Source organism: Cellulomonas avistercoris, assembly GCF_014836445.1.
Classification (GTDB): domain Bacteria; phylum Actinomycetota; class Actinomycetes; order Actinomycetales; family Cellulomonadaceae; genus Cellulomonas; species Cellulomonas avistercoris.
Genome location: NZ_JACSQV010000011.1, coordinates 87,895 through 110,148, shown reverse-complemented (window position 1 = coordinate 110,148; position 22,254 = coordinate 87,895). Strand labels below are relative to the sequence as shown.

The window sequence follows — 22,254 nt, the reverse complement described above, 5'->3', positions numbered from 1 at the left end:
GGGCGGTGGTCCGCTCGGCCCCCACCGCGGGTCACGGGTTCCGCAGGCTGGCGACCCCGTAGTACTGCAGGTCCTGCACCTCGGGCCGCGACACCACGGTGAACGGTGAGCTCACGTGGGCGATCGTGGCGCCGTTGCGTCGGGCGACGGCGGAGACCTCGCCGGTGGCGAGCGGCACCGTGGTGCGTGAGACGCCTGCCCCGACGCGGACCGTCTGCTGCCGCCCGCCCACGGTCACGGTCACGTCCGCCGGAGCCGTGAGGAACGAGAGCACCTCGACGGTGTCCCGCGGCTCGGTGGCGTTCGCGTCGCTGCGCACGGTCGCGAGGTCGCTCTGCTGCGTCACCCGGCTGTCCACGGCGTGCACCCGGTGGGTCACGTACAGGGCGTCCTGGGTGACCGTCGGGACCGCCCCGGACTTGAACTCGCTCTGGTAGTAGCCCGAGACGTCGAGGAAGGTCCACCCGTGCGCCGCGGACGGGGCGAACGACGTGGACTCCGAGTAGTCGTTCCACGTGATGAGCTGCACCAGGTCGGCACCGTCGTCGACCGCGTTGCGCCACGTGGCCTCGAGGGTCTCCGTGTTCGCCGCCTCGTCGTAGATGCCCTGGGTCGGGCGGACGTCCTGGACCGCCACGGGCGCCATCCACCTGACGCCCAGCGCGTGCGCGCGTGCGGCGTAGTCGGCGGCGGCCCGGGCCTTGCCCGGGTTGCGTGCTCCCCAGTTGCTCAGGGCCCAGCTGATCGGGGCGAACGCCTCCATGTTGGCGGACGACGAGTCGAGGAGGACGGCAGTGAACGCGACGCGCACCCCGTGCTCCTGCTCGAGCGTCCGGAAGAGCTCGGACCACCACTCCACCGACTTGCCCTCTGCCTTGAACGACGAGAGGACGACGCGCCCGTCGGGCAGCCGCTCGGCCGCGCTGCTGCGCAGCAGCGGAGCGATCGCGGCCGCGAGCCGGGTGGGGCCCGCCTCGACACCGCTGGCGTTGGTGTCGATGTTCGGCACGACGGTGAACCCGCCGGTCCGCTCGGCCGCCTCGACGAGGTCGAGCGTGCGGTCCCAGTTGGCGCCCGTGATGCCCAGGACGTTGACGGTGAAACCGTCGATCCCTGCCGAACGGGCCTGCTCGACCTCGGCCGTCATGTCGTGCAGGGCCCAGTCGCCCGACAGCGGGGAGCGCGGCAGGGGGCGGTCGCGCAGGAGGCCACCGACGTCGGCGAACTTGCTGCCCTCACCGGCGGGGTCGAGGTAGTTGCGCGTGTAGTAGTCCTCGTCGGCGGGCCGGTTGTCGAGGGAGATCGGGTACGGCGGGAAGTAGTGGGCCCACACCTTCTTGGCTCCACCGGTGGCCGGCACGTACGGGAGGTCGGAGCGCGCGCCCGTGACCGGCGCGGTCGTCGGAGCCGGTGCCGGCGCGGCCGTCGGCGAGGACGTGGGCGCGGACGTCGGCGTCCTCGTCGGCGTGGGGGTGGCCTTCGGGGTGGCGGTGGGAGCCGGGCGCGACGTGGAGGTGGGGTGCGCCGACGTCGCCTGCGTGGGAGTGGCCGACGTGCCGGTCAGCCGGTACTTTACCTCGAGGCGGGCCCTGCGGCGCGAGTCGCTCCAGAAGCTCACCCGCGGGTCGGGGCGGTCGAACGAGAGGGCGAACGCGGTCGTCCCTCCCGGGTGCACCGCCGCAGGGTCGACGGGGACGCGGACCGTGGTGCTGGCGGCCACGCGGGCCGGGGTGTTGACGGGACGGCCCGTCGCCCTCGGCCGCGTGTCGTGCGTGAGCGTGGCCTCGCGCCACGACGCTCCGACGGTGCGCACGAGCAGCGCGCGGTCCTTCGACGAGGACGTGCGCGCCTGCAGCACGAGGGTCGCGGACTCGATCGTCGCGCGGGCGTCCGGCGCCGCCGGCGTCGCGAACCGCACGTAGGTGGAGTTCTCCGAGCGGGTGGCGAAGGCGAAGTCCTTGTAGCCGAGCGCGGTCCGCGGCTCGCGCGAGTTCGTGTACGTCATGTCGGAGGCGGTCACGGAGACCGTGGTCGTGGCGGCGACGGCGGCGTCCGTGGTGCGGCCGAGCGCGACGACGAGCGCCACCGCGCACAGCGCGCCGACGAGGGTGCGGCGCGTCCCGGTACGTCCCCGCCCGGGGGTGCTCCGGGGTCGCGCCGGCCGGTCCTGCGTCCGTCGGCGGTCCCTCATACGATCTCCCGTCTGCCGGAGGCGGCAGTTCACCCGAAAAGGTCACGATCCGGTCTCGAGCGAGTGTGGGGGTCCCGGAACCAGCAGTCAACGCGGCGTCGGCCGGCCGAGGGCCGCCCGGGACGGGTCAAACGCGTCCGCGGCCTGGGCACCCGGCTGGCCGTCGCGGGATCGGGTGGTGGTCTCGGTCTCACGAAACTCTCACGTAGCGCCCCCTCCGTACCTCGCCCGGCGCCACCGTTCGCCCGCCCGGACCGACCCCCGTCCCGAGGTGGTGTGGGAGCATGACGCGTCCCGTGGTCGAGGTGGGCAGAGGCGTGCGCGGAGGGCTGACCAGGTGGAGCTGAGGGAGTGGGGGCGCATCCTCCGGCAGCGCTGGTGGGGGGTCGCGCTGTGCGTGGTCCTCGGGATCGGGGTGGCGGTCGCGCTGACCGCATCCACACCGCCGACGTACCGGGCGTCCGCCCGCGTGTACTTCACGGTCTCCGGCGGAGCCGACCTGGGGGTGCTGGTCCAGGGCAGCACGTACTCGCAGCGCCAGGTGGCGACGTTCGTCGAGCTCGCCCGCGTCCCCTACGTGCTGGACGCCGTCGTCGACGACCTCGCTCTCGACGTCGACGCGCGTGAGCTCGCCCAGCGGATCACCGCGGGCGTCGCGACCGACACGTCCCTCGTGCGCATCTCCGTGACCGGCTCCAACGCGCGCGAGGCGGCCGCGATCGCCGACGCGGTCGCGCGTGAGCTCGTCGCCGCGTCCGGTCGCCTCTCGCCGCGTGACGCGACGGGTGCCTCGACCATCTCGGGGACCATCGTCGAGAACGCTGCGGTTCCCGCCGCGCCCGTCTCCCCGCGCCCGCGCGTCAACCTCGCGCTCGGCCTGCTCGCGGGACTCGTCGCCGGTGTCGGCTACGCCGCGCTGCGGCAGCTCGCGGACAACAAGGTGCGCAACGAGGAGGACGTCGAGGAGCTCGTGCAGCTGCCGGTGCTGGGCCGCGTGCCCCGTCGCCGCCGGCGCGGCACGGGTCTCCTGGCGGACGCCGACCCGTTCAGCCCGGCGGCCGAGGCGATGCGGGTGCTGCGGGCCAACATCGAGTACGTCGGACGCGTGCGCTCGCACGGCGTCGTGGCGGTGACGTCGGCGGTGCCGCGCGAGGGCCGGACCTCGATCGCCATGGACCTCGCGCTGGGAGTGGCGCGGGGCGGCGCGAGCGTCTGCCTCGTGGACGCCAGCGTCCGCTCGGCGCAGCTGACCCACGCGCTCGGCATGGAAGGCGCGGCCGGCCTCGTCGAGGTGCTCGCCGACGCCCAGGACCTCGACGACGTGGTGCGGACCTGGCGCGACGAGCTCGACGTGCTGCCCGCCGGGCGGCGGCCGCCGAACCCGACCGAGCTGCTGGCCTCCTCCGCGATGGCTGAGACGTTGCGCGAGCTGGAGCGTCGCTACGAGGTCGTCGTCATCGACACCCCGGCGCTGCTGACGGTGGCGGACGGGCTGGTGGTCGCGCGGGCGGCACCGAGCGTGCTCCTGGTCGCGGACGTCGGCCACGTGACGCGAGCCCAGCTGCGCAGCGCGGTGCAGGTGCTGCGCCAGGCAGGCGCCAACGTCCTCGGCGTGACCCTGAACCGCGTGCGCCGTGGCGACCTCGTGAGCAGCTCGGCACGGCCGGGGGTGGGTCGGCTCCGACGTCGCAGTCCTGCCGCGCACGCCCCCGAGGCGCTGGTGGCGCGCTCCGGGAGGGGCGCGGTGCCCGACGCCGTCGAGGGAGCCGCGGTCGGTCACGACGACGACGCACGCGAGTGACCCCCGCGACCGCCGGCGGTCGCTGGCGACGGCGCGGTGTCTCGCTCGCCGACCAGGCGGCTTCCAGCGTCTCCAACGTGCTCGCGGTCGTCATGGTCGCGCGGGTCCTCGACGTCCCGGACTTCGGCCGGTTCTCGTTGGCCTACTCGGTCCTCACCTTCACGCTCGGCGTCGTGCGCTCGGGGTACGGGAACCGGCTCTCGCTGCAGCCCGACGCCCGCTCCGCGCACGACCTCACACGCGCGCTGCTGGGCGGGGCTCTCCTCGTCGCGGTGCCGACCGCCGCCGTCGTCGCGGGCGTGGCCTGGCTCGTCTCGGGGGCGGCGTCGCCGCTGCTGCCCGCGGCAGTGGGCCTCGCCACGGTGGTCGCGTGCACGCAGGACCTCGTGCGGTTCGGGGCGGTCGCGTCGGGCCGACCTGTCGCGGCGCTCGTCTCGGACGTGACCTGGCTCCTCGTCGTCGTCGTCGGGCTGCTCCTGCCGCGCACCGCCCCCCTGGAGGCGGTGCTCGGCGTGTGGCTCGCGGCCGCCTGCGCCGCGCTCGTCGTCGGCGTCGTCGCGCTGCGGGCGTGGCCCGCCGTGCGCGGGGGGTGGCGGGCCCTCACCGAGCGTGACGCGCTCGCCGCGTCGCTCGCGTGGGGGAGCGCGACCTCGCTCGGCGCAGGGCTGGCCGTCGTCACGGTCGCGGGTCACGTGCTGGGGCCCGTCGCGGCCGCGGCGCTGCGCGGCGCCAGCACCCTGATGGGACCGCTCAACACGCTGACGGCGTTCGTCAACCTCGCGGTGACGCCCGAGGTGGCCCGCGCCGACCGTCGCCGGGACGTGCGGGTCGCGGCCCGGGTGGCGGGCGCGTTCGCGCTCGTCACGGTCGCGTGGGGTGGCGTCCTGCTCGTGCTGCCCGACGGCGCCGGCCGTGCGCTGCTCGGCGCGACGTGGGAGAGCGCACGGGAGGTGCTGCCGCTCACGACCGTGCAGTACCTCTTCCTGGGGGCGTCGACGGCGGCGGTGCTCGTGCTGCGTGTGCGTCGTGCGACCCGCCAGCTGGCGGTCCAGAAGACCTGGGTCGCGCTGGTGTCCGTCCTCTGCGGCACGGCCGGCGCCCTGGTGGGTCAGGACGTCCGGTGGGTCGCGGCGGGGCTCGCCGCGGGCGCGGTCTTCGCGGCCGCCCTGGGCTGGCTCCAGGTGCGCCGGGTGGTCCGGACGTGACAGGGCTCGCCGCGTCTCCCCAGCGTGTGGCGACCAGTGAGGCAGCCGCGCGCCAGCTGTTGTGGGTGGTCGCGTCCGGGGCCGTGCTGTGCGGTCTCGTGCCGCTCCTCGCGGTCGTGCAGACGGCGGACGTCGGTCGCAGCGGCGGGTGGGTGGTGACGCTCGCCGTCCTCCTGTGGGCCGGGGCGCGCCTGTCGTGGCTGCTGGGGCGGGGCGACGCACGCCCGTTCACCTTCATGCTGTGGCTGTTCGTCTACATCTTCTTCGGGCTCGCGGCGACCGTGCAGATCCGCTCCGGCCTCGTGCCGACCACCACGCGGGACATGCCGGTCCGGATCGACCTGCCGGTCGCGCTGCTCGTGCTCGGCACGCTGGTCGCGATCGACCTCGGTGGTCTGCTCGCCGGGGTGCGCAGCGCCGGGGGGCCGACGAGGACGCGGCCAGGACGCGTCGTGTCACCACGCGCAGCGCTCGCGGTGGCCGCTGTCGGTCTGGCGTGCTGGGCGCTCTACCTCTCGCGTGTCGGGCTCGCGGCGTCGTTCCGGAGCCGGCACGAGCGGCAGGCGGCCCGTGCCGAGCAGTTCGCCGACGCCTCCGGGGCGGCGCTGCTCTCGGCGCTCGCGTGGGCGCCGCTGCTCGTGGCGGCGGGGGCGTTCGTCTGGGTGCACCGGGCGCGCGTGCGCGACGGCGTGCGCAGCCGCTGGGCCTGGCTCGCAGTCGTGGCAGTTCTCTGCGTGCTCATGGTGGTCAACCCGGTGTCGGGTGCCCGCTTCACGTCGGGGACCGTGCTGTTCGCGATCGTGTCCTTCACGGGGGTGCTCGAGCGGCGGCGCTGGGTGCGGAGCGTGCAGGCGAGCGTGCTGGCGGCGTTCGTCCTGCTGTTCCCGGTGGCGGACGCGTTCCGCCGCGAGGAGGTGGACGTGTCACGAGCCGGTTTCTTCGCCGAGTACCAGGGCAACGGTGACTACGACGCCTTCTGGCAGGTCGGCAACGCGCTGCTGTACGTCGAGGACCAGGGGCTCACGTACGGGCGACAGCTGCTGGGCGTGATGCTGTTCTGGGTGCCGCGGTCCCTGTGGTCCGGCAAGCCGCAGGGCACGGGTGTCCTGCTGGCCGAGCACCGTGGGTACGGCTTCACCAACCTGTCCGCGCCCCTGTGGGCCGAGGCCTACGTCAACGGCGGTGTGCTGCTGACGGTGGTCGCGATGCTGGGCGTCGGCTATGCGGTACGGCGCCTCGACGCGCGGCTCCCGGCGGCCTGGAGCGAGGGCGGCGTGCTGGCCGTCGCGGTCGCGGTGTTCCCCGCCTACATGATCATCCTGCTCCGAGGTTCGCTGCTGCAGGCGGCCGGGCTGGCGGTGGTCATGCTGGCGTCCCTCTGGGCCGTCGGGCGGCCTGCGCTGCGGCCACCAAACGGACATACACGTGTAGAGGGTGAGAAAGGGGTCCGAAAGCCCTGAAAAGTGACGTTCGTCGCTAACCTCTTGTCTGTCGTTGGTTGACGGACGGGGGGGCAGGCGCATGTCCAAGAAGGCACTGATCACGGGTATCACGGGCCAGGACGGCTCGTACCTGGCGGAGCTGCTGCTCGAGAAGGGCTACGAGGTGCACGGGCTGGTGCGGCGTGCCTCGACGTTCAACACCGCGAGGATCGACCATCTCTACCAGGACCCGCACGACCCCAGCGCCCGCCTGTTCCTGCACTACGCCGACCTCACCGACGGCACCCGGCTCGCGACGCTCGTGGAGAAGGTCCACCCGGACGAGGTCTACAACCTCGCCGCGCAGTCGCACGTCCGCGTCAGCTTCGACGAGCCCGAGTTCACGGGGCAGACCACGGGCATGGGGTCCACGCGACTGCTCGAGGCGATCCGCGCGACCGGTGTCCAGACCCGCTTCTACCAGGCGTCGAGCTCCGAGATGTTCGGTGCCACACCGCCGCCGCAGAACGAGCTGACGCCGTTCTGGCCGCGCTCGCCGTACGGTGCCGCGAAGGTCTACGCGTACTGGATGACGCGCAACTACCGCGAGGCGTACGGGATGTACGCGGTCAACGGCATCCTGTTCAACCACGAGTCGCCGCGCCGGGGCGAGACGTTCGTGACGCGCAAGATCGCCGTCGCGGCGGCGCGGATCGCCGCCGGCAAGCAGGACAAGCTCTACCTCGGCAACCTCGACGCCGTCCGCGACTGGGGGTTCGCCAAGGAGTACGTCGAGGGCATGTGGCGGATGCTGCAGGCGGACGAGCCCTCGGACTACGTCCTGGCGACAGGGACGGCGTCGACCGTCCGTGACTTCCTCGGGCACTGCTTCGAGCACGTCGGCCGGGACTGGCAGGACCACGTCGAGTTCGACCCGCGCTACCTGCGGCCGACCGAGGTCGATGCGCTGATCGGCGACGCCACCAAGGCGGCCGACGAGCTCGGCTGGACGGCGCACGTCCACACGCCCGAGCTGGCCGCCATCATGACCGAGGCCGAGGTCCGCGCGCTGGCCGGGGTCTGACGTGGCGACCGCGCTCGACGGCGCCGTGACCGGTGCGCGTGAGACTCCGTCCGACCTCGGTCGGGTGTGTCTCCTCGGGATCAACTACGCACCCGAGACCACGGGCATCGCGCCCTACACGACCGCCATGGCGCGCGCCTGGGCGGACGCAGGTGCCACGGTGGACGTCGTCACGGGGGTGCCGCACTACCCGGCGTGGCGCGTGGAGGACGAGCGCTACCTCCAGGGTCGGTCCTGGCGCGAGCGCGACGGCGCGGTGTCGCTGCGACGCGTGCGGCACCACGTGCCCGCGACGGCCGACCTGCGCGGCCGTGCCCGGATGGAGGCGTCGTTCCTGCGCCGCGCGGTCCCGCTGGTCGCGCGCAGCACCGCCGACGTCGTGGTGGCCGTGACACCCTCGATGTCGGCACTCGCCGCGGCGGTCGCCGGTGCGCGCGGCCGTCCGGTGGGGGCCGTCGTGCAGGACCTCACGGGCCGCGGTGCGCAGGAGTCCGGGTCCACCGGGGACGCCGTGGCGTCCCTGATCGGCCGGGCCGAGGTGGCCCTCCTGCGTCGCTGCGCGGCCGTGGGGGTCATCACCCCGCAGTTCGCGACGACCCTCGTGGCCGCGGGTGTCCCGGCCGACCGGGTGGTCGAGGTCGGCAACTTCACGCACGTGCGGCCCAGCGACGCGACCCGGGACGAGGCGTGCGCCCGGCTCGGGTGGGACCCGACCGTTTTCCGGGTGGTCCACACCGGGAACATGGGGCGCAAGCAGGGGCTCGAGCACGTGGTCGACGCCGCGCGGCTCGCCGTCGCCCGCGGCACCGTGGGTGTCGAGATGGTCCTGGTGGGCTCGGGCAACTGCCGCGACGAGCTCGTCGCGGCGGCCGCAGGCCTGCCGACGGTGCGCGTGCTCGACCCGGTCGACGCCGAGCGGTACCCGCTCGTGCTGGCCGCGGCCGACGTGCTGCTCCTGCACGAGCGTCCCGGGGTGCGTGAGATGTGCCTGCCCAGCAAGCTGACCAGCTACGCGGCCGCGGCACGTCCCGTGCTCGCGGCGGTCGAGCAGGACGGCATCGCAGGGCGTCAGCTGACCGAGGCCGACGCCGCGCTCGTCGTCCTGCCGGGCGACCCCGGCGTGCTGCTGGCGGCCGTCGAGCGCCTGCGGGGTGACGCCGCGCTCCGTGACCGGCTGGCGGCCGCCGCGCACCGGCACGGCGAGGCGACGTACGGCGAGCCCGCGGCGCGGGCGCGGTACGTCGCGCTGCTGCGTCGCCTGGAGAGCCGCACGTCGGCGGTGGTGGCGGCATGAGCCGTCCCGTGCGTGGCCGCGTGGGGTGAGCGGCCCGCGCGGACGACCTTGCCCGGCGGTCTGACGAGGGGGCGGCTCGCACGGCGCCCGGGGCCGAGGTGGCCACCGGCCGGGTCGGGCCTGTCCGCCCCGGGATGATGTCGGCGGACGTCCGTAGACTTGTGGTGCACCCCGGTCCCACGCGGATCCGGGGCTCACGTGCTGCCCGTCGCCGTACACCGCCCGCACGAAGGACCCCGATGGACCTGACCGGCCTCCTGCCCGCCCTCCTCGCCGACCCCGCCGCCGCGGAGGCGGTCGCGTCCGTGCGCGCGCGCGGCGAGCTCGACGTCGTCGGTCCCGCCGGGATCCGCCCGCCGCTGCTCGCGGCGCTCGCGGGCGCGGCCGCGACGTCCCGGGCGGCGACGACGGCGGGGGCGACGGGTCGCCCGCTGGTCGTGGTCACGGCGACCGGGCGGGACGCCGACGAGCTCGCGGCTGCGCTGCGCTGCTACCTGCCCGACGACGACGTGGCGGTGCTGCCGAGCTGGGAGACGCTGCCGCACGAGCGCCTGAGCCCGCGCAGCGACACGGTCGCGCGCCGCCTCGCGGTGTTCCGCCGGCTGGCCCACCCCGACCCGGAGCCGGGCCTGGCAGGGGCGATCCGCGTGCTCGTCATGCCGGTGCGTGCGCTGCTGCAGCCGGTCGTCGACGGGCTGGGCGAGCTGGTCCCGGTCGAGGTGCGCACGGGGCAGACGGTCGACCTCGAGGACCTCGCGCAGCGGCTGGCCGACGCGGCGTACGCGCGCGTCGACATGGTCGAGCGGCGGGGCGAGTTCGCCGTGCGCGGCGGCATCCTCGACGTCTTCCCGCCCACCGAGGACCACCCGCTGCGCATCGAGCTGTGGGGCGAGGAGGTCGAGGAGATCCGCTGGTTCTCCGTCGCCGACCAGCGCAGCCTCGAGGTCGCCGACCACGGGCTGTGGGCGCCGCCGTGCCGCGAGATCCTGCTGACCGACGCGGTGCGCGCGCGGGCGGCGTCGCTGCGCGAGCAGCTGCCCGGGGCACTCGACATGCTCGACCGGCTGGCCGAGGGCATCGCGGTCGAGGGCATGGAGTCCCTCGCGCCCGTGCTCGTCGAGCGCATGGTCCCCGTGCTCGACCTCGTGCCGCCCGAGTCGCTGCTGGTCGTCGTCGACCCCGAGCGTGTGCGCCGCCGCGCGCACGACCTCGTCGCGACGACGCGGGAGTTCCTCGACGCGGCGTGGACGTCGGCCGCGGCGGGGGCCGCGGTGCCGCTGGACCTGTCGGCGGCGTCGTTCGCGTCCTTCGCGGAGGTCCGTGCGCTCGCGGCGGTGCGCTCGCTCGGCTGGTGGACGCTGTCGGGCTTCACGCTGGACGCCGACGCGGTGACCGGCGAGGAGCCCTCGGGCGACGGGCCCGCGGCGGCGCCCGACGTGCGCACGCTCGTCGTCGCCGCCCGCGAGGTCGAGCGGTACCGCGGCGAGGTGGCGCGGGCCGTGCAGGACGTCCACCGCCTGCAGCAGCAGGGCTGGCGGCTCCTGCTGGCGACCGAGGGCCACGGGCCCGCGCAGCGGATGGTCGAGCAGCTGCGCGCGGCCGACGTCCCGGCGCGCCTGGTCGCGACGGTCGACGACGAGCCGGAGGGCGGCGTCGTGCTCGTCACACCGGCCCCGGTCGGGCCCGGCTTCGTCCACGAGGGTCTGCACCTGGCGGTCTTCAGCGAGTCCGACCTCACGGGACGCGCCGGGTCGAGCACGCGCGACATGCGCCGCATGCCGAGCCGGCGGCGCAACGTCGTCGACCCCCTGCAGCTGCGGCCCGGCGACTTCGTCGTGCACGAGCAGCACGGCGTCGGGCGGTTCGTCGAGCTGGTGCAGCGCACGATCGGGTCGGGCGCGTCGGCCGCGACGCGCGAGTACCTGGTCGTCGAGTACGCGTCGAGCAAGCGCGGTCAGCCGGGGGACCGGCTGTACGTGCCGACCGACCAGCTCGACCAGGTCACCAAGTACGTCGGCGGTGAGGCGCCCACGCTCAACCGCATGGGCGGCTCGGACTGGCAGAAGACCAAGGGCCGCGCCCGCAAGGCCGTCAAGGAGATCGCGGCCGAGCTCATCCGCCTGTACTCGGCGCGCATGGCGACGCCCGGGCACGCCTTCGGGCCGGACACGCCGTGGCAGCGGGAGCTGGAGGACGCGTTCGCGTACGTCGAGACGCCCGACCAGCTCGCCACGATCGACGAGGTCAAGCAGGACATGGAGAAGACGGTCCCCATGGACCGCCTGGTCTGCGGCGACGTCGGCTACGGCAAGACCGAGATCGCGGTGCGCGCGGCATTCAAGGCCGTGCAGGACGGCAAGCAGGTCGCCGTCCTGGTCCCCACGACGCTGCTCGTGCAGCAGCACATCGACACGTTCACGGAGCGGTACGCGCCGTACCCCGTGAACGTCCGGGCGCTGTCGCGCTTCCAGACGGCCAAGGAGTCCGCGGAGGTCGTCGAGGGCCTCGCCGACGGGTCCGTCGACGTCGTCATCGGCACGCACCGCCTCATCACGGGCAGCGTCCGCTTCAAGGACCTGGGGCTCGTCATCATCGACGAGGAGCAGCGCTTCGGCGTCGAGCACAAGGAGACGCTCAAGGCGCTGCGCACCAACGTCGACGTGCTGGCGATGAGCGCCACGCCCATCCCGCGCACGCTCGAGATGGCCGTGACCGGCATCCGCGAGATGTCGACGCTCGCGACGCCGCCCGAGGAGCGCCACCCCGTCCTGACGTTCGTCGGACCGTACGAGGAGAAGCAGATCTCCGCCGCGATCCGTCGCGAGCTCCTGCGCGAGGGACAGGTCTTCTTCGTGCACAACAAGGTCGAGTCGATCGAGCGCGTGGCGTCGCGGCTCAACGAGCTCGTCCCCGAGGCCCGCATCGCGGTCGCCCACGGCAAGATGGGCGAGCACCGGCTCGAGCAGGTCATCGTCGACTTCTGGGAGAAGAAGTTCGACGTCCTGGTCTGCACGACGATCGTCGAGACGGGCCTGGACATCTCCAACGCCAACACCCTGATCCTCGAGCGCGCCGACCGGCTGGGCCTCTCGCAGCTGCACCAGCTGCGCGGGCGCGTCGGGCGCGGGCGGGAGCGCGCGTACGCGTACTTCCTCTACCCGCCCGAGGTGCCGCTCACCGAGACGGCGCACGACCGGCTGCAGACCATCGCCGCGCACACCGACCTCGGCGCCGGCATGGCGGTGGCGATGAAGGACCTCGAGATCCGCGGTGCGGGCAACCTGCTGGGCGGCGAGCAGTCGGGCCACATCGAGGGCGTCGGGTTCGACCTGTACGTGCGCATGGTCGGTGAGGCCGTCGCGTCGTTCCGGGGCGACGCGCCCGAGGAGCAGCCGGACGTCACGATCGAGCTGCCCGTCGACGCGCACGTCCCGCACGACTACATCGCGCACGAGCGGCTGCGCCTGGAGGCGTACCGCAAGATCGCCGCCGCGACGGACGCGACCACGCTGCGCGAGGTCCACGCCGAGCTGGTCGACCGCTACGGCCCCGTGCCCGAGGCCGTGGACAACCTCTTCGCGGTCGCGCAGTTCCGTCTCCACGTGCGCAACGCCGGGCTGGCGGACGTCACGGCGCAGGGGCGGTTCGTGCGCTTCGCACCCGTCGCGCTGCCCGAGTCGGCGCAGCTGCGCCTCAAGCGGCTGTACCCGGGGTCGGTGCTCAAGCCCGCGGTGCGCACGGTGCTCGTGCCGTTCCCCACCACGGCCCGCGTCGGTGGCAAGCCGCTGCACGGCCGCGAGGTCATGACGTGGGCGCGCCAGTTCATCGACGCGATCGTGCTCGGCGACGTCGCTGCCGCGGCGGCGGCCGGCACCTCCGCCCGGTGACACGCCGCCCGTCGCGGCGGACGGGACCCGGTGACGGTGAGCGCGCGGCCAGGGCCTACGATGGCCGCCGACCCCTACGGAACGTGAGCGGGAGGCCCCTGGTGGCAGTGCGACGGACGCGAGGACGCGTACGGGTGGTGGCGGCGGTGGTCGCGGCGGGCGGTCTGCTCGCGGGGTGCTCGGGTCAACCGGGTGCCGCGGCGGTCGTCGACGGCCGCACCATCACGACGGCCGAGCTCGCGGAGACGCACGAGCAGCTCGCGCCCATTTACAACGGAGCGCGCGCGCAGGACGTCCTCGGGGTGCTCATCACCGAGCCGTTCGCCGCCGAGGTCGCGGCCGAGGCGGGCGTGGGCGTCAACGACGAGCAGGCGCTCGCGCTGCTGCGGACCGTCGCGGTGCAGGCCCTGGGCGAGGAGAAGGGCGCGGAGCTCGAGTTCGGGCCCGGCGCGATCGCCATCGGGCGCTACTCGCTGGCGACGAGCGCGCTGCAGGACCTCGACGACCCGCAGGCGGCCGCCACGGACTACCAGGAGCGCGTCGCCGCGGCGGACATCGAGGTCAACCCCCGGTTCGGCGAGTTCACCGACGCCCTGGTCGTGGCACCGCCCACGACGCCGTCGTGGGTGGTGCCCCCGGGCGGTCGTGACGCGGCGCCGGCCGACGCGACGCCCGCGCCGGCCCCGACACCCAAGTGACGCCCTGACGGACGTGACGACGCCCGCCCCGGGCGAGGTCCCGCGCACCGCACGGCAGGCGGACGCGCTCGCGCGCGCCGTCGCCGTGCTCGACCGGCTGCGGTCGCCCGGTGGCTGCCCCTGGTACGCCGAGCAGACCCACGCGTCGCTCCTGCCGTACGCGGTCGAGGAGGCGCACGAGCTCGTCGAGGCGGTCGAGGCCGGTGACCGTGCCGGGCTGCGCGAGGAGCTCGGCGACGTCCTGCTCCAGGTCCTCGTCCACGCGCGGGTGGCCGCGGAGCACGACGACGACCCGTTCGACGTGGCCGACGTCGCCGAGACGCTGGTCGCCAAGCTGGTGCGCCGCAACCCGCACGTCTTCGCCGCCGACGACGGCGACGAGGAGATCGACGTGGCCGCGGTGCTGGAGCGCTGGGAGCAGCTGAAGCGGGCGGAGAAGCCGACGCGGACGTCCGCGCTCGACGGGGTCCCTGCCACGCTGGGCGCGCTCGCCCGCGCGCAGAAGCTCGTCGCGCGGGCGGACCAGGCGGGACTTCTCGCGGCGGCCCCGCCCCCGACGCGCGCGGTGGTCGACGCGGCGGACGCCGAGGCGCTGGGCGACGCGCTCCTGGGTCTCGTCGCCGCGGCGCACCGCGCGGGTGTGGACGCGGAGTCCGCGCTGCGCCGCGCGACCGCCACGTGGGAGTCGGCGGTTCGCCGGGCCGAGGGCTGAGGACCGGGGGACGAGGGGCAACCGCGCTCGGACCACCCGGTGCACCCGCGCTCGTCCCGAGGCGTGGGACGCGTGGACCCGGACCGGGGGCGCAAACTGCCCGTGAGGCCCAGGAGAATGCGTCCGTGCAGGTCGAAGGTCCGACCCGGGCAGACTCGCCTCCGGTGAGGATGGACCCCGCGAGCAGGGACCCACGTCCCGCTCACCGCCCCGTCGAAGGAGAGCACGCATGAGGATCGGCGTCCCGCGCGAGCAGCGCCCGGGTGAACGGCTCGTCGCCGCGACGCCCCGGACCGTCGCCCGGCTCCGCGACCTGGGGTACGAGGTCCTCGTCGAGCGGGGGGCGGGGGCCGCCGCGACGTTCACCGACGAGTCCTACGCGGCGGCGGGTGCGACGCCCGCCGAGCGAGCCGACGTGCTGGCGTGCGACGTCGTCACCGCGGTGCACCTGCCGTCCGACGTCGACGCGATGCGGCCCGGTGCGACGCTCGTCGCCACCATGGCGCCCTTCGCCGACCCCGACCTGGCCGCGCGCCTGGCGGGGCACGGGATCACGGCGCTGGCCCTCGACGCCGTCCCGCGCATCTCGCGGGCACAGGCCCTCGACGTCCTGTCGACGCTGTCCAACGTCGCGGGGTACCGCGCCGTCATCGAGGCGGCCGAGGAGTTCGGCGGGATGTTCACCGGTCAGGTGACCGCCGCCGGCAAGACCCCGCCCGCCAACGTCTTCGTCATCGGCGCGGGCGTCGCCGGCCTCGCGGCTCTCGGCACGGCCGGGAGCCTGGGTGCCCAGGTGCGCGCGTTCGACGTCCGTCCCGAGGTCGGCGAGCAGATCGAGTCCATGGGCGCGACGTTCGTCCGGGCCGACGGCGCGAGCCAGGAGGTCTCGACCGACGGCTACGCGCGCGAGCTCACCGCCGAGCAGGAGCGGCTCACCGAGCGGATGTACGCCGAGCAGACCGCCTGGGCCGACGTCGTCGTCACGACCGCGCTGGTGCGCGGCCAGGCGCCGCGGACCATCACCAAGGAGATGGTCGCGGCGATGCGGCCGGGCTCGGTGATCGTGGACCTCGCCGCGTCGGGCGGCGGCAACTGCGAGCTCACGGTCCCCGGCGAGCGCGTCGTGTCCGACAACGGCGTGGTCGTCCTGGGCTACACCGACCTGCCCAGCCGCATGCCGCAGCACACGTCGCAGCTCTTCGGCACCAACGTCGTGCACCTGATGGCGCTGCTCACGCCCGGCAAGGACGGCGAGCTCGTCCTCGACCTCGACGACCCGGTGCAGCGCGGCATGACCGTCACCACCGGCGGTGACGTCACGTGGCCGCCGCCGCCGGTCGCCGTGTCCGCCGCCGCGCCCGTCGTGACGGCGCCCGTCGAGACGCCCGAGGAGGTGGCGGCGCGCAAGGCGGCCGCGGTCGCGGCGGCCGCACGCCGCTCGCGCCGCAACGGCGTGCTCGCCGCGCTCGGGGCCGTCCTGGCGGTCCTCGCGCTGACGGTGGCACCGGCCTCGTTCCTCGGCCACGCGACGGTGTTCGCGCTCGCGGTCGTCGTGGGCTACTACGTCATCTCCAACGTCAGCCACTCGCTGCACACCCCGCTCATGGCGACCACCAACGCCATCAGCGGGATCATCCTGGTCGGCGCGCTGCTGCAGATCGGCAACGCCAGCTGGGTCGTCAGCACCCTGGCGTTCGTCGCGGCCACGGTCGCGGCCGTCAACATCTTCGGCGGGTTCCTCGTCGCGTTCCGCATGATCCACATGTTCCGGAAGGAGGCGTGACGGCGTGCTCACGTCACTGGCCCAGGCCGTCTACCTCGTCGCGGCGATCCTGTTCGTCCTGTCCCTCGCGGGGCTGAGCAAGCAGGAGACCGCGCGGCGCGGCAACCTCTACGGCATGGCGGGCATGACCCTGGCGCTGCTCGCCACCGTCGCGCTCGCGGCCGACCTCTCCGAGCGGCCCGTGGTGGTGACGCTGCTGCTCATCGCGATGGCGCTCGCCCTCGGCGCCGGCATCGGCATCTGGCGCGCGCGCAGCGTCGAGATGACGCAGATGCCGGAGATGATCGCGATCCTGCACTCGTTCGTCGGCCTCGCGGCCGTGCTCGTCGGCTTCAACTCGTTCCTCACCGAGGAGCCGGACGCCGTGCACCTGGTCGAGGTCTTCCTCGGCGTGCTCATCGGCGCGGTCACGCTGACGGGGTCGGTCGTCGCGTTCCTCAAGCTGTCGGCGCGGATCCGCAGCGCGCCGCTGATGCTGCCGGGCCGCAACTGGCTCAACCTGGCGGCCCTCCTCGCGTCGGCGGGCCTCATGGCGTGGTTCCTCGACAGCCGTTCGCTGCTCCCGCTGCTGCTCATGACCGTCGTCGCCCTCGCGCTCGGCTGGCACCTCGTGGCGTCGATCGGCGGCGGCGACATGCCCGTCGTGGTGTCGATGCTCAACTCGTACTCGGGGTGGGCGGCGGCCGCGGCCGGGTTCATGCTGAGCAACGACCTGCTCATCATCGTCGGGGCGCTCGTCGGCTCGTCGGGCGCGATCCTGTCGTTCCTCATGTGCAAGGCCATGAACAGGTCGTTCGTGTCCGTCATCCTCGGCGGGTTCGGCGCCGAGGGCGGCAAGGTCGCCGCCGGCGACCACGACTACGGCGAGCACCGCGAGATCAGCGCGGTCGAGGTCGCCGACCTGCTGCGCGACGCGAGCCGGGTCGTCATCGCGCCGGGCTACGGGATGGCCGTGGCGAAGGCCCAGTACCCGGTGGCGGACCTGGTCGCCCGGCTGCGCGGCCAGGGCGTCGACGTGCGGTTCGCGGTGCACCCGGTCGCCGGTCGTCTGCCCGGGCACATGAACGTGCTGCTCGCCGAGGCCAAGGTGCCCTACGACATCGTCTTCGAGATGGACGAGATCAACGACGAGTTCGCGGACACCGACGTCGTCCTGGTGATCGGCGCCAACGACACCGTCAACCCCTCCGCGCTCGACGACCCGTCCTCGCCGATCGCCGGGATGCCGGTGCTCGAGGTGTGGAAGGCCAAGCAGGTGATCGTCTTCAAGCGGTCGATGGCCACGGGGTACGCGGGGGTGCAGAACCCGCTGTTCTTCCGCGAGAACACGGCCATGCTCTTCGGCGACGCCAAGGACCAGGTCGAGCAGATCGTGGCGCCGCTCGCGGTGGGCTGACCGGCGGGCGCGGCGCCCCGCGCGGTGGCAACGGCACTGAAACGCTTCGGGGTCTGCTGCCGCGCGGCGCCCGCGCCTAGCCTCGCGACGGATCGTGCTGTAACGATCCACCCCCAGCGCGAGGAGACCCGCATGCCGTCCGCCCGCCCCGTCCCCACGGCCCCGCGGCCCGTCGTCGCGGCCCTCGCGGCCCTGCTCGCGGTCGCGCTGGTCGGCGTGGGGGCGCTCGTGGCCCCGCTCGTCGCCCCCGCCCGCGCGCTGTCCCCGGCCGTGGTGCTCGCGAGCGACTTCGAGTCCGGGCTCGGCGGCTGGCAGGCGCGCGGGGCCGCGACCGTGAGCACCACGTCGGTCGGCGCCCGCGGGTCCGGCAGCCTGCTCGTGGAGGACCGCGTCGACCCGTGGGACGGCGCGCTGTACCCCGTGACGGACCTATTCGAGCCCGGGACGACGTACACGATCGGCCTGTGGGTGCGGCTGCCCGACGGCGCCGGCAGCGCCGACCTGCGCGTCTCCGTGCAGCGCGACCTCGACGGCGAGCCGTCGTACGAGACGGTCACCACGGTCGAGGGCGTCACCAGCCAGTGGCGGCAGGTCACCGGGACCTACACGCCCGGCCCGTTCGACACGGCCTCGCTGTACGTGGAGTCCGTGTCCTCGCCCGTCGACGTGATGATCGACGACGTCCTGGTCACCGGTGTCCGCTACACGCCCGACCTGTCGGTCACTCCCGTCTCCGACGCGGTGTCCGTGCCCTTCGGCATCGCGGTCGAGCCGCAGGACCTGCTCGGCGGTCGCGGCGACCTGCTCGCGCACCACGCCGAGCAGATCACCCCCGGCAACCAGATGAAGCCCGACGCGATCCAGCCCACCGAGGGCACCTTCACGTTCGGGGCGGCCGACGGCCTCGTCGACTGGGCGCTCGAGCACGACATGCGGGTCTACGGCCACACGCTGCTGTGGCACCAGCAGACGCCCGCGTGGTTCTTCCAGCGCGACGGGTCCGCGCTGACCACGTCCGCCGCCGACCAGGCGCTGCTGCGCGAGCGGCTGCGCACCCACATCGAGGCGATCGCCGACCACTACCGCGAGACGTACGGCGAGTACGGCACGCCCGGCAACCCGATCTTCGCGTTCGACGTCGTCAACGAGGTCATCGACGAGAACGAGTCCGACGGCCTGCGGCGCAGCGAGTGGTACCGCGTCCTCGGCCCGTCGTACATCGCCGACGCCTTCCGGTACGCGCGCGACGCGTTCGGCCCCGAGGTGCAGCTGTTCATCAACGACTACAACTCCGAGTACCCGGACAAGCGCGCGCCCTACCTGCGCCTGGTCACCGACCTGCTCGCGCAGGGCGTGCCGGTCGACGGCGTCGGGCACCAGCTGCACGTCGAGGTGGGCCGCTCGATCTCGATGATCGAGGACACGATCGAGGCCTTCGAGGCGCTCGACGTGCGGCAGGCCGTCACCGAGCTCGACGTCTCGGCGTACCGCGACTCCGGTGAGCAGTGGGCGGCGCCGCCGGCGGCCCGCCTGCTCGAGCAGGGGTACTACTACCGCGACATGTTCGACATGCTCGAGCGGCACGCGGCGTCCTTCGAGTCGATCACGGTCTGGGGCCTCGAGGACTCGCGCACGTGGCTGCGCTCGGGTGCCGCACCGCTGCTGTTCGACGGGCAGCTGCAGGTCAAGCCCGCGTACTGGGGGATCGTCGACCCGTCGCGCATCGGGACGACGCCGACGCCGACGCCCACGTCGACGCCCACGGTGACGCCGACCGTCACCCCGACCGCGACGGTGACCCCCACACCGACGCCGACGGCGACTCCCACGCCGACGCCGACGGCGACCCCCACGCCGACGCCGACGGCGACCCCCACGCGGACCGCGACCCCCACGCCGACGCCCACCGCCGGTGCGGGCTGCCGCGTCGCGTACACGACGAACGACTGGAACACCGGCTTCACGGCGGGCGTGCGCGTCACCAACGCCGGGCCGTCCGCCCTCACCGGGTGGACCCTGACGTTCGCGTTCGCGGGCGGGCAGCGGGTCACCCAGGGCTGGTCGGCGACGTGGTCGCAGTCCGGCTCGACGGTCACGGCCGCGAACGCCGCGTGGAACGGCACGCTCGCCGCGGGCGCCACCGTCGACGTCGGCTTCAACGGCTCGCACACGGGCGCCAACCCCCGGCCGACGGCGTTCGCGCTCAACGGCACGCCCTGCACGGTGAGCTGACACGTCCCGCAGCAGTCCCCTCCGGGCCCGGCCCGTGCCCCCCCGTGGTGCGCGGCCCGGGCCCGGCCCCGTCACGTGGGGCATCGAGACCGGCCCTGGTCGTGCTCAGCCGTCCGGAGAACGACCCAGGCCGGTCTCGCCGCGGCCCACGGCCCCGGGTGACGGGTGGGGGCGGGGCCGGACGTCAGGTGGGGCGGCGGGCGACGACGACCGTGCCGTCGACGTCGTCGTCGTGCAGCACCTCGACCGGCCACCCCGGCGGGCACGCCGCGCGGGTCAGCGGGGCCTGGCGCGCGCTCGTCTCGACCAGCACGTGGCCGCCCGGACGCACCCAGCCTGGTGCGAGCGCGAGCAGGCGCCGGTGCACGTCGACGCCGTCGGGTCCGCCGTCCAGGGCGACGTGCGGCTCGTGGTCGCGCGCCTCGGGCGGCATCACCGCGATCGCGTCGTGCGGCACGTAGGGCGCGTTCGCGACGAGCACGTCGACGTGAAGGCGCAGCGCCTCCGGCACCGGATCGAGCAGGTCGCCGGTCCACGCGTGGCCGCGCCCGTGCAAGTTGCGCGTGGCCCAGGCCACGGCGACCGGGTCGAGGTCCGCTGCGTGGACGTCCGCGCCGGGCACGTCGCGCACCACGAGCGCGGCGACCGGCGCGACGCCGCAGCAGGCCTCGACGACGACGGGGGAGGGGCCGGCCGCGCGCGCGAGCGCCACCGCGGTGCGCGCGAGCAGCTCGGTGCGGCGTCGCGGGACGAACACGCCGGGCCCGACGCCGAGCCGCAGCCCGGCGAACGCGACCCAGCCGAGCACGGTCTCGAGGGGCTCGCCGGTCACGCGGCGGGCGACGAGCTCCTCCAGCGCGTCGGGTGGCGCGGGGACGTGTCGGTCCGCGTCCTGCGCGCGTCCCTGCGCGGCGGTGACCAGCAGCGACGCCTCCTCCTCCGCGAAGACGCAGCCCGCCGCGCGCAGGCGAGCGACGAGCGCGGGCGGCGGTACCGGACCCGTGCCCGCCGGTGCGCCCGGGGGCGTGATTCCGGGTGGCGTGGGCGTCGCGTCGGGGGTCACGCCCTGATGCTCGCACGCGGGCGGTCCGTGACGTCCCGCATCGTCGCTGGTCAGCGCCACGGCGTCCACCTGCCGAAGGTCCCGAGGTGCGTCCTGACCAGCGGCACTAGTCTGGGTGAGCAAACCCACCGTCTGTCGAAGGAGCACCATGGCCAGCATCGAGGCCGTCGGCGCCCGCGAGATCCTGGACTCGCGCGGCAACCCCACTGTCGAGGTCGAGGTCGCCCTCGACGACGGCACCATCGCGCGTGCCGCCGTCCCGTCGGGGGCATCGACCGGAGCGTTCGAGGCCGTCGAGCGCCGTGACAGCGACGACCCCCGCTACGGCGGCAAGGGCGTCCAGGGTGCCGTCAACGCCGTGATCGACGACATCGCCCCGGAGCTCATCGGCTTCGAGGCCAGCGAGCAGCGTCTCGTCGACGCCGCGCTCATCGAGCTCGACGGCACGCCCAACAAGGGCAAGCTCGGCGCCAACGCGATCCTCGGCGTCTCGCTCGCGGTCGCGAAGGCCGCGGCCGACTCGGCCGACCTGCCGCTGTTCCGCTACGTCGGCGGCCCCAACGCGCACGTCCTGCCCGTGCCGATGATGAACATCCTCAACGGTGGGTCGCACGCCGACTCCAACGTCGACGTCCAGGAGTTCATGGTCGCCCCGATCGGCGCCCCCACGTTCCGTGAGGCGCTGCGCACGGGCACCGAGGTCTACCACTCGCTCAAGTCCGTGCTGAAGAGCAAGGGCCTGTCGACTGGCCTCGGCGACGAGGGCGGCTTCGCCCCGAACCTGCCGAGCAACCGCGACGCGCTCGACCTCATCATCGTCGCGATCGAGAAGGCCGGCTTCGTGCCCGGCAAGGACGTCGCGCTCGCGCTCGACGTCGCGGCGACGGAGTTCTTCTCCGACGACAAGTACGGCTTCGAGGGTCAGCAGCTGCAGTCGGCCGCGATGATCGAGTACTACGAGGCGCTCGTCGCGGACTACCCGCTGGTCTCCATCGAGGACCCGCTGGCCGAGGACGACTGGGAGGCGTGGGTCGCGCTCATGGCGCGCATCGGCGACAAGGTCCAGATCGTCGGCGACGACCTGTTCGTCACCAACCCGGAGCGCCTGGCCAAGGGCATCAAGCTCAAGGCGGCGAACTCGCTGCTGGTCAAGCTCAACCAGATCGGCTCGCTCACCGAGACGCTCGACGCGGTCTCGCTCGCGCAGCGCAACGGCTTCACGACGATGACCTCGCACCGCTCCGGCGAGACCGAGGACACGACGATCGCCGACCTGTCCGTCGCGACGAACGCCGGCCAGATCAAGACCGGTGCGCCCGCCCGTGGCGAGCGCATCAACAAGTACAACCAGCTCCTGCGCATCGAGGAGGAGCTCGACGACGCCGGCATCTACGCCGGTGCGAGCGCCTTCCCGCGCTTCCAGGGCTGATCACCGCCTGAACGACGACGCCCGGTCCACCGTCACGGTGGGCCGGGCGTCGTCGTGC

The 22,254-nt window shown here is 74.0% G+C and carries 14 protein-coding genes; 12 read left to right on the top strand and 2 right to left on the bottom strand.

All coding sequences use genetic code 11. The annotated features are described in order from the left end of the window. Positions 1–31: 31 nt before the first annotated feature. Positions 32–2,191 (bottom strand): endo-1,3-alpha-glucanase family glycosylhydrolase, encoded by a 2,160-nt coding sequence (locus tag H9657_RS13315; RefSeq protein ID WP_191783902.1) that lies wholly within the window; start codon positions 2,189–2,191, stop codon positions 32–34. Positions 2,192–2,528: 337 nt separating this feature from the next. On the opposite strand from H9657_RS13315, the gene H9657_RS13310 reads away from it, so the two are divergent. The 11 genes from H9657_RS13310 to H9657_RS13260 all read left to right on the top strand — a co-directional run bounded on the left by H9657_RS13310 (position 2,529) and on the right by H9657_RS13260 (position 19,704). Beyond that, on the top strand, positions 2,529–3,992 hold the full coding sequence (locus H9657_RS13310) for a polysaccharide biosynthesis tyrosine autokinase (protein WP_191783901.1): 1,464 nt from the start codon (positions 2,529–2,531) through the stop codon (positions 3,990–3,992). Continuing rightward, on the top strand, positions 3,989–5,197 hold the full coding sequence (locus H9657_RS13305) for an MATE family efflux transporter (protein WP_191783900.1): 1,209 nt from the start codon (positions 3,989–3,991) through the stop codon (positions 5,195–5,197). Before H9657_RS13310 ends, H9657_RS13305 begins: the two co-directional genes overlap by 4 nt. A 65-nt stretch (positions 5,198–5,262) precedes the next feature. Beyond that, entirely contained in the window at positions 5,263–6,657 is a 1,395-nt protein-coding gene (locus tag H9657_RS13300) for a hypothetical protein (protein ID WP_191783899.1), read from the top strand. A gap of 61 nt (positions 6,658–6,718) precedes the next feature. After that, positions 6,719–7,702, top strand: coding sequence for a GDP-mannose 4,6-dehydratase (gene gmd / locus H9657_RS13295; RefSeq protein WP_191783898.1), 984 nt, complete (start codon positions 6,719–6,721; stop codon positions 7,700–7,702). A gap of 1 nt (position 7,703) precedes the next feature. Next, positions 7,704–8,996 carry a glycosyltransferase family 4 protein gene (locus H9657_RS13290; protein WP_191783897.1) on the top strand — a complete coding sequence of 431 codons (1,293 nt, stop codon included), beginning with the start codon at positions 7,704–7,706 and terminating at the stop codon, positions 8,994–8,996. Between the two features lie 239 nt (positions 8,997–9,235). After that, positions 9,236–12,883 (top strand): transcription-repair coupling factor, encoded by a 3,648-nt coding sequence (gene mfd / locus H9657_RS13285; RefSeq protein ID WP_191783896.1) that lies wholly within the window; start codon positions 9,236–9,238, stop codon positions 12,881–12,883. Positions 12,884–13,017: 134 nt separating this feature from the next. Then, positions 13,018–13,581: a hypothetical protein gene (locus H9657_RS13280; RefSeq protein ID WP_191783895.1), complete on the top strand. Its 564-nt coding sequence runs from the start codon at positions 13,018–13,020 to the stop codon at positions 13,579–13,581. A gap of 13 nt (positions 13,582–13,594) precedes the next feature. Continuing rightward, positions 13,595–14,293, top strand: a complete 699-nt coding sequence (locus tag H9657_RS13275; protein ID WP_191783894.1) for a MazG nucleotide pyrophosphohydrolase domain-containing protein — start codon at positions 13,595–13,597, stop codon at positions 14,291–14,293. A gap of 229 nt (positions 14,294–14,522) precedes the next feature. Beyond that, the gene (locus tag H9657_RS13270; protein WP_191783893.1) at positions 14,523–16,076 is read left to right on the top strand and encodes a Re/Si-specific NAD(P)(+) transhydrogenase subunit alpha; all 1,554 of its coding nucleotides are present in this window, start codon (positions 14,523–14,525) and stop codon (positions 16,074–16,076) included. 4 nt (positions 16,077–16,080) lie between these two features. Continuing rightward, the gene (gene pntB / locus H9657_RS13265; protein ID WP_191783892.1) at positions 16,081–17,472 is read left to right on the top strand and encodes a Re/Si-specific NAD(P)(+) transhydrogenase subunit beta; all 1,392 of its coding nucleotides are present in this window, start codon (positions 16,081–16,083) and stop codon (positions 17,470–17,472) included. 132 nt (positions 17,473–17,604) lie between these two features. Then, positions 17,605–19,704, top strand: a complete 2,100-nt coding sequence (locus H9657_RS13260; protein ID WP_191783891.1) for an endo-1,4-beta-xylanase — start codon at positions 17,605–17,607, stop codon at positions 19,702–19,704. Between the two features lie 184 nt (positions 19,705–19,888). On the opposite strand, the gene H9657_RS13255 is transcribed toward H9657_RS13260, so the two are convergent. Then, positions 19,889–20,734 carry a putative protein N(5)-glutamine methyltransferase gene (locus tag H9657_RS13255; RefSeq protein WP_191783949.1) on the bottom strand — a complete coding sequence of 282 codons (846 nt, stop codon included), beginning with the start codon at positions 20,732–20,734 and terminating at the stop codon, positions 19,889–19,891. Between the two features lie 181 nt (positions 20,735–20,915). Between H9657_RS13255 and eno the strand changes: the two genes are divergently transcribed. After that, complete coding sequence (gene eno / locus H9657_RS13250; RefSeq protein WP_191783890.1) at positions 20,916–22,196, top strand: phosphopyruvate hydratase; 1,281 nt, start codon at positions 20,916–20,918, stop codon at positions 22,194–22,196. Positions 22,197–22,254 lie beyond the last annotated feature (58 nt).

What these genes read in the sequence shown, in the direction of transcription:
- H9657_RS13315 (WP_191783902.1), bottom strand. Translation starts at nt 2,191, where the DNA reads ATGAGGGACCGCCGACGGACGCAGGACCGGCCGGCGCGACCCCGGAGC.
- gmd (WP_191783898.1), top strand. Translation starts at nt 6,719, where the DNA reads ATGTCCAAGAAGGCACTGATCACGGGTATCACGGGCCAGGACGGCTCG.
- mfd (WP_191783896.1), top strand. Translation starts at nt 9,236, where the DNA reads ATGGACCTGACCGGCCTCCTGCCCGCCCTCCTCGCCGACCCCGCCGCC.
- H9657_RS13270 (WP_191783893.1), top strand. Translation starts at nt 14,523, where the DNA reads ATGAGGATCGGCGTCCCGCGCGAGCAGCGCCCGGGTGAACGGCTCGTC.
- H9657_RS13260 (WP_191783891.1), top strand. Translation starts at nt 17,605, where the DNA reads ATGCCGTCCGCCCGCCCCGTCCCCACGGCCCCGCGGCCCGTCGTCGCG.
- eno (WP_191783890.1), top strand. Translation starts at nt 20,916, where the DNA reads ATGGCCAGCATCGAGGCCGTCGGCGCCCGCGAGATCCTGGACTCGCGC.